Origin of the sequence: Limosilactobacillus gorillae (assembly GCF_001293735.1) — a bacterium.
Taxonomy (GTDB): Bacteria; Bacillota; Bacilli; order Lactobacillales; family Lactobacillaceae; genus Limosilactobacillus; species Limosilactobacillus gorillae.
This window is the reverse complement of the sequence record NZ_BCAH01000033.1, coordinates 49,933-57,540: the sequence shown is the minus strand read 5'-3', so window position 1 is coordinate 57,540 and position 7,608 is coordinate 49,933. Positions and strand designations below refer to the sequence as shown.

At 48.5% G+C, this 7,608-nt stretch carries 6 protein-coding genes; 2 read left to right on the top strand and 4 right to left on the bottom strand.

Going from position 1 to position 7,608, the window contains the following annotated elements; genetic code table 11:
- Positions 1 to 148: 148 nt before the first annotated feature.
- Positions 149 to 805 carry an HD domain-containing protein gene (locus tag AOQ57_RS06295; RefSeq protein ID WP_093626285.1) on the top strand — a complete coding sequence of 219 codons (657 nt, stop codon included), beginning with the start codon at positions 149 to 151 and terminating at the stop codon, positions 803 to 805.
- Position 806: 1 nt separating this feature from the next.
- Here the strand turns inward: AOQ57_RS06295 and yaaA are convergent, their stop codons facing one another.
- The 3 genes from yaaA to AOQ57_RS06280 are packed head-to-tail and all read right to left on the bottom strand — an operon-like array spanning position 807 to position 3,090.
- The gene (yaaA, locus tag AOQ57_RS06290; RefSeq protein WP_093626284.1) at positions 807 to 1,550 is read right to left on the bottom strand and encodes a peroxide stress protein YaaA; all 744 of its coding nucleotides are present in this window, start codon (positions 1,548 to 1,550) and stop codon (positions 807 to 809) included.
- Positions 1,551 to 1,600: 50 nt separating this feature from the next.
- Positions 1,601 to 2,215: a hypothetical protein gene (locus AOQ57_RS06285; protein WP_093626282.1), complete on the bottom strand. Its 615-nt coding sequence runs from the start codon at positions 2,213 to 2,215 to the stop codon at positions 1,601 to 1,603.
- Complete coding sequence (locus tag AOQ57_RS06280; RefSeq protein ID WP_093626280.1) at positions 2,212 to 3,090, bottom strand: DegV family protein; 879 nt, start codon at positions 3,088 to 3,090, stop codon at positions 2,212 to 2,214. The genes AOQ57_RS06285 and AOQ57_RS06280 overlap by 4 nt, the downstream gene beginning before the upstream one ends.
- Before the next feature lie 194 nt (positions 3,091 to 3,284).
- On the opposite strand from AOQ57_RS06280, the gene AOQ57_RS06275 reads away from it, so the two are divergent.
- Positions 3,285 to 4,976 (top strand): NFACT RNA binding domain-containing protein, encoded by a 1,692-nt coding sequence (locus AOQ57_RS06275; RefSeq protein WP_093626279.1) that lies wholly within the window; start codon positions 3,285 to 3,287, stop codon positions 4,974 to 4,976.
- Between the two features lie 145 nt (positions 4,977 to 5,121).
- On the opposite strand, the gene AOQ57_RS06270 is transcribed toward AOQ57_RS06275, so the two are convergent.
- On the bottom strand, positions 5,122 to 7,608 hold the full coding sequence (locus AOQ57_RS06270; protein ID WP_093626277.1) for an ATP-binding protein: 2,487 nt from the start codon (positions 7,606 to 7,608) through the stop codon (positions 5,122 to 5,124).

The following is a 7,608-nucleotide window of genomic DNA, read 5'->3' as shown; positions in this document are numbered from 1 at the left end:
AAAAAAGAAGCACCGTAGGTGCTTGAGTGGGGGCTTTCCTCCCATCACTAAAGTGACGGGTATCCAGCCCATAATATATCAATGAAAACCCCTTGCGTGAATTTCATCAAGGGCTTATGGTGATGGTACTAACTTTTCGGAGGTTTTCATGGACTCACAAACCCAACTCACCCAAATCGCTGCCTTTGCTAAGGATAAGCTCGGTAATGACACCAGCGGCCATGATTTTAATCACTTACAACGGGTGGTTAAAATGGCCCAACGAATTGCCAACCAGATGGGCGTCGCTCCTTTCATTCCGGTCGCAGCCGCTTACCTACACGACACAATCGATGATAAACTGGTTGACGACGTTAACACCGCAAAAGAAGAGGTGCGTTCCTTTCTAACCCTGCTCGACTTACCTAGCCACACGATTGACGAAATCCTAGCCATAATCTCTCAGATGTCGTTTGCAAGTACTTTAGACGGTGGGCGCCCGACTCTCTCCTTGGCCGGTCAAATCGTTCAAGACGCCGATTGGCTGGACGCCATTGGGGCAATTGGTATTACCCGAGCTATTTATTACGGTGGTAAGTACCGCCAAGTTATCTACGACCCAACTATACCACCACGCACCAACCTGACTAAGGATGAATACCGTAATCTTAGCCACGAAACAATCATTAACCACTTCCACGAGAAGCTGCTTAAGTTAGCCGGGATGCTCAATACCCCAGTAGCTAAAGAAATCGCCGTTCACCGCCAACAGGCGATGCTGGATTACCTAGCCGAATTTGATGCAGAGTGGAATGCCGAGCGCTAGGCTAGTCCTTAACAAACACCAACTCTGTCTCCTTGGAAAGTTCCGGATGATATGCATAGCCACCGACTGTAAAGCCCTGAACGTACGCAAGGTCCACCTGATCTTGTAAGGCTAAGTAACGAACCATCGACCCCCGGGCCTGCTTAACCGCGGTCGCTTGTTGAACCAGGCGACCGTTTTTGTTTTGCTTGAATAAGGCTGTTACCCAACGGTCCCCTGGTGTTAGGTAAGGGATAATTGCCTTACCATATTCCTTAGACGTCAAATTCAAAACCAAATCTTGGTCGTGAAAAAGTGCTTGGTAAAGGCAGGCACCCCAAAAGTGGTAGAGGTCCTTTTTCCCCGCAATCTCACCTTTAGCCCCCATTTCCAGACGATAGGGCAAGATCCCGTCAAAGGCACCTAACAAGCCGTAAAGGCCCGATAAGATGTAGAGACGCTCATCTAAGTTGATCAACCCTTGGTCTGTCAACACCTCCGCCCCAATTGATTGGTATTGAATGCCCGTATAAGCCATTACCGCTGGAGTTCCTAATTTTGCCAGGTCAAAACTCTGTACCCGGATAAAGTTTTCATTGGTTAAACGGTCACTACACTTCCATAGTTTCTGTAACTGAGCTGGGGTACGCCCCTTCAAATCCGCCATAATTTCTGCAACCTGACGGGTAAATCGGATTGGGCGTGGCGCCACTGGTACATCTTCTTTGATTGCCATCTGCTTGGCCGGGGAAATCACAATTTTCATTCTAATCCCTCCTAAAAAAAACCGCGGCTCGACCGCGGTTTTTTTATAAATTACTTCTGGTTTGAACGATCTTCTTTTTTGGTGCCTAAATTAATCTCAACGGAACCACTTGGCGTGCCTGACCCGTTTGAATCAATGTGCTCGGTAAAGTGACGTAACCCAAGTCCCACTAAAGGAACGATGGCCGTATACAAGAGAGCCGCTAGTAGGTCTGGAGCCAGGGCAAATTTTCCGAAGCCAAAGGATATTTGCCAGTTGCTGGTTAATAAGTAAGCATACAGAACTGTCAACAGTAACCGGGTAATCAAGAAAACGAGGCCGATAATTAGCCCCAAGGTAATCCCCTGGTTGACGCTCAAGTGGATATCAAGGGGCATTCGCCAGCCAACTATGGCCGAAATGGCTAGGGCTAACACTAACAGAGTCAAAGCTAGACTCCAGTCGGCCGTTCCTATCAACATCATAATCAAAGAACCTGCGACCAACACAATTCCGCCCTTAAACAGACCGACCCCAATCATCGCCGCTAATCCAATTGCCCCGCCAACCTCAATGATGCCCATCGTCCCCATGGGAAGGGCAAAGTGCCATTGAACAAAAGAGACAGCTACCATTAAGACCAGGCAGGTAAGGGAAATCAACCAGTCACGAACTTCGTTTGTCATGCTAACGGCTTCTTTCGTGTGTCTTGCATCCAGGTGATTGCTAACGCTCCTTGTCCCAAGTGAGTTCCAATTACGGGCCCGAAGTAACTCAGTTCAAAGGACACGTCAGGATGAGCTTGGCTGAGTTTAGCCATCCACTCACGCCCCGCCTCTTCGGCGTTAGCGTGAACGACCATCGCCCGCACCGGGTAATCAAGCTTTGCAATATCATTTTCAAAGATCTGCTCACAGCGTAACCTGGCCTTTTTCATCGAACGAACCTTTTCAAAGGCTTCAATTGCATAGTTGGCCGTGTGCATAGTTAAAAGGGGTTTTATCTTTAAGATCGACCCAACAAAAGCAGAGGCATTTGATAAACGGCCGCCCCGCACAAGGTTCTGTAGGTCGTCAACCACAAAGACATTGTTGAAAGTTTCCCGATATTCACTGATCTTTTTCACTACGTCATCCAAATCATCCCCCTGGGCGGCTAGCTTAGCCGCTTCAAGGGCTAAATATCCCATCATTCGGATGGTTAGGTGAGAATCAAAAGGAACAATTTTGATTGTGTCCTTCATTTCCTCAGCTAACTGAGTAACGGTGTTCATTAGGCCAGAAATGGCGCTGGTTAAGTGAATCGAAATAACAGCATCATAACCCTGATCGGCTAAGGACTGGTACAGTTCCATTAACTCACCCAGCGGGGGCTGAGAAGTTGATGGAAAGGATGCCGATTCAGCAAGTTTTTGATAGAACTCATCGTTGGTAATGTCAACTCCCTCGCGGTAGCTCTGACCATCAATGATCAGGGGAATTGGCACCACAAAAATATTATTGGCCTTCACTTCCTCTTCGGAAAGGTAGGCCGTGCTGTCGGTAACAACAGCAATCTTCATGGCAGTAACCTCCATCATAAAAAGTTGAATTTAAATTTGAATAATTGCAGGGGACTTTGTCAATCCCGTAAGTATCAAAATACCATAGATACCCTTTAAATACAATTGTTGCGGCCCTGCAATTCGCATTCAGGGAACAAGAATTGTATAATTAATGAGTTCACTAATTTTTGATTCGGAAGCGAGGAATTTATATGTCATTTGACGGTCTTTTCACCCACGCCATGGTGCATGAACTTAGTCAGTTACTTACTGGGGGACGTGTCGCCCGGATCAACCAGCCCTACCCCGCCGAAATGGTGATGGTGGTACGGGCTAATCGTAAGAACCATCCGCTCTTGATTTCAGCCAATCCCACCTACCCCCGGCTTCAAATTACTGCCGTCCCATACAAGAACCCGGCGGTACCATCCAAATTCGCCATGACACTACGAAAGTACTTAGAAGGGGCGTTGATTGATTCAATCAGTCAGGTTGATAACGACCGAATTATCGAGTTTTCCTTTACGACCCGCGACGAACTTGGCGACACCCAGCACCTCAAGCTGGTTATCGAAATTATGGCCCGCCACAGCAACATCTCCTTGGTTAACCAAGAAACTGGTAAGATCATTGATACAATCAAGCACGTTGGTTCCGACCAAAACCGAGTCCGTTTACTTTTACCAGGCGCCCTCTTCCGGATGCCTCCTAAGCAAGACCGGACCAACCCCTACCTCCCCAACCAACACTACCCGGCCCTATTCAAGCAATTTAAAGACGACCCGGCTAAACTAGCAAGGGCTTTACAGCACCAGTACCAAGGTTTTGGGACGGATAGTGCCCAGGAATTAGCTGCCGAAATGCTGGCTGCTAATAATTTACCGACCGCTTACGAGGGCTTCTTACGCCACTTCGAACACCCCGAACCGGTTCTGATCGAAGACAAGCAGGGTAAGCAACGCTTTGAAGCTTTTATGCCCTTAGATACAACCGGACTTACCATCACCCATTTTGACACCCTTTCTGCATTATTAGACGGTTACTACGCCGCTAAGGCCGAACACGATCGGACTAAGGAGTTAGCCGGCCAAGTCCTCAAAATCGCCAACAATGAACTTAAAAAGGACCGGCGGAAAGTTAAGAAGTTGAACCAGGAGTTGGCCGCCGCTGAAACAGCTGATGATTTCCGCATCCGAGGCGAGCTTTTAACAACCTACCTAGGTCAGCTAAAACCTGGGATGACAGAGATTGAGCTACCTAACTTCTACGACGAAAACCGCCCCCTTAAGATCCAACTAGCCCCCGAGTTATCGCCGTCACGTAACGCCCAACGTTACTTCACCCGCTATAACAAGCTCAAGGCCAGTGTTGCTTACGATCAGGAGCAACTAGCGATTGCCAATAGTGAGATCAACTACTTCGAAAACATCATTAGCCAAATCAACATCGCCTCTCCCGCCGATGTCCAGGAAATCCGACTGGAACTCGAGCAGCAAGGTTACCTAAGGGTACGACGCCAAAAGGGCAAAAAGCAGCGCAAAATTCAACCCGCCAAGCCCGAGCTTTTCCACACAAGCGATGGTTCTGAGATCCTTGTCGGCAAAAACAATCTTCAAAACGATCGCCTAAGCTTTAAAATTGCTAATAAAAACGATCTCTGGTTTCACGTCAAGGACATCCCTGGCTCCCACGTTGTCTTACGCAACGCTAACCCTAACGACGAGGTTATCTTAGAGGCTGCCCAACTGGCTGCTTACTTTTCTAAGGGCCGTGATTCGGACAATGTTCCCGTCGACTACCTCCCTGTCAAGCGTCTCCATAAACCCAATGGCGCTAAGCCTGGTTTTGTAACGTTTAGGGGCCAAAAAACACTGTCTGTTACTCCAAAGCTACTAAAGGATTAGGCGGTCTTACTTTCAAGCTCCCTATTTAGATTCAAAAGGGCGATGACTAAAATGAAGTATCCTAGAATTCTTAGGTATAAATCTAAGAATCTGAGCACTTCAAACTGTCACCGCCCTTTTCCTATGACTAGTCAACCTGATATTGTTAGGCTCGTTCGATTTGTGCTCCAATAACCGTGGCTGGACGGGATTTTTGATTAGTTAAGTGGTAGTCAGCATATGGAAAGTGGGCCCGATAGATGACATCCGGGTAACTAGTGTTTACATGACTAGCCTTGACTAGGAACTGGCCGGAAAAGTTTCCAATCATTAATCGAACCCAGATGGCAGTTAGATTTAATCCTAACGCCTTGGTCATAAAGGCCACGTCCGGAGCGGTCAGAGGCTGAACCTCTTCGTGAATCCCCTCAGCCAGTCGATCAACTTGATAGAGGACTTGATAGAGCCCCGGAGTGGTTTGCTGGCTAATTACTTGATCACTGATCGTTGTCACCTTCGTCGCCAATCCCTTTTCCAGGTGAGCTGGATACCGCTTCGCCAAGGTTTGGTACTTACCAACCCCCTGGTCCTTTAGTTCCCCGGTAACCCCTAACTGGTATACGACCTGGCCGTCAAAAAGGGCGTTAAACTCTAGCGTTGGAATGCTTGAAACAAAATTTTGGGGCGTCTGCATTGCTTCAATTATGACTACCTTAGTTGCTGGGCTAACCGCATTAATGGCTGACTTCAGGTTTTGCTTGCCAACCGGAATAAAGGCATAATCAGGCTGCTCCAGCCGGGCAATGGCAGCTACTGCCTCCGCCGTGTGCGGCTCTAAATAGACCTTGTCGCTTAGGTGCCGGGTCAACAATAGTGAGTTAGGGTTATTGATGTGAGAAACTACCCGGAACTGATGGCGTCTGAGCTCCCTTGCCACCATCCCCAAGACATAGTCATTGGCAGTGCTATTACCAAGCTTACGGGGACCGTCGCCCACAATTAGTGCTCGGGAGCCCCTAATAACGCTACTTTCGTTCTCAACCTCAAAGGTGGCATAAAAGTGATTAGTGTGTACATCAAACTCACCCGCCGATGGATCAACCTCCTTAAATACCCGGTGGAATTGATTTTCCTCCCGCAGTGCAGCCACCTTTTTGACGCTGATTTTCCAAGACTGGGCAATTTGGTCATCAGAAAGCCCCCAGTACTTCGCTTGCTTCAGTAGCTCAAGCGATCCTGGTTTTTCTTGAAGGCGTTTAACCAAAGTGGTCCCCCGCTTTAGCTGGTCAAAATAATAACGGTCAATCTTGGTTAATTCTGTCAGTTCGTCAGAAGAATACCCCCGCAAAAGAGCTTCCAGTAGGGTTAGCAACCGGTGCGGACAGGGATGGATCAACCGTTCGTCGAGTCGCTCATCCGAAAAAGCAGCAATTTCTTTTAAGAGTCGCTCATTAGTTGGGGTGTAGTAGGCCGCCGACCCCTTGATGATTGCCTCTAAAAAGGAGCGTCCAACCCCAATCACCGAGCCAACCGACTGCTTTTCAGTCCGCAGTTCCCAACGCTGCCCCGGTAGGCTCTCAATCGGAAAGGTTGGCAATCGTACGGCGGTCCGGTCCATCACCGGCTCGGTTAAGGCTAAGTGGCGCGGATAATCATGGCCCAGTTTAATATTACTTAACAGCTGTCCTGCATAAAGGTGGCCACACACGGTTGCAACCGGATAACCGGTGGCCGCCTCCACAAAACTGGCTAGTCGGTCAAAATAAGGTGAATTTTTAATTACGTAAAAACGCTGATGCTCTTGATCTAAGGCAAATTGAACGTGGTTGATCCCAACAATACGCAGTCGCCTCGTGATGGCGAAGGCAACGTCACGAATATCTTGAATTTCCCGATCCATCAACGTCTGGGCCGGCGTGACGGCGATGGAGTCACCGGCATGAATGCCAATTGGGTCTAAATTCTCAACCATCGCCAGGTTCATCATCGTCCCGGAAGCATCGCGCATTACCAGGACCTCAATTTCCTTGAGGCCTGCTAGGGATTGTTGGACCATTACCTGGCTAGCGCGGGACTCCTGAATGGCAGCTGAAACAGCCTGTTGCAGCTCCCGAGGATCATGAACTATCCGGCGCGGGGCCTGCTTTTTTGGTAAGGCCGCCCGCACAATCACGGGATAACCAACCTGATCTACTAGCTCAACGGCCCCATGGTAATCGCTAACCGTCTTGATCATCTTTGTTGGAGCTCCCAGTTGCTTAAGAGTCTGCGACATTAGTACCGGATTATTAACCTGGCGGATGGTTGCTTCGGGAACCCCACAAAAATGGATTCCCCGCTCCTGAATAATTCCGGTCTCACTGACCGCTTGCACAAGCTCAAAGGCTTTACGACTTCCCAGGGTTGGAATGATCATGGTCGGAGCATATTTTTCAATTAGTTCCACCACTTGTTCAACCTCTAAGGGGGCCAAAATGGCGTGGTCAATTACCTCTTGTTCATCAAGGGTGAAGGAAAAGGGATTATCATCGATTAAAACTGTTTCAAGATCGTGTTTCTTTAAGGCTACCGCGATCTCAAGGGTTGCCTGGTCTAATTCACCGCCATGCTGAAGGTCATCAGCCCCCGCTCCAATGATTAATACCGCCGTCAT

Bases quoted from the DNA above. Each gene is read 5' to 3' on its own strand.
- AOQ57_RS06270 (WP_093626277.1), bottom strand. From the start codon at position 7,608: ATGACGGCGGTATTAATCATTGGAGCGGGGGCTGATGACCTTCAGCAT.
- AOQ57_RS06280 (WP_093626280.1), bottom strand. From the start codon at position 3,090: ATGAAGATTGCTGTTGTTACCGACAGCACGGCCTACCTTTCCGAAGAG.
- yaaA (WP_093626284.1), bottom strand. From the start codon at position 1,550: ATGAAAATTGTGATTTCCCCGGCCAAGCAGATGGCAATCAAAGAAGAT.
- AOQ57_RS06275 (WP_093626279.1), top strand. From the start codon at position 3,285: ATGTCATTTGACGGTCTTTTCACCCACGCCATGGTGCATGAACTTAGT.
- AOQ57_RS06295 (WP_093626285.1), top strand. From the start codon at position 149: ATGGACTCACAAACCCAACTCACCCAAATCGCTGCCTTTGCTAAGGAT.
- AOQ57_RS06285 (WP_093626282.1), bottom strand. From the start codon at position 2,215: ATGACAAACGAAGTTCGTGACTGGTTGATTTCCCTTACCTGCCTGGTC.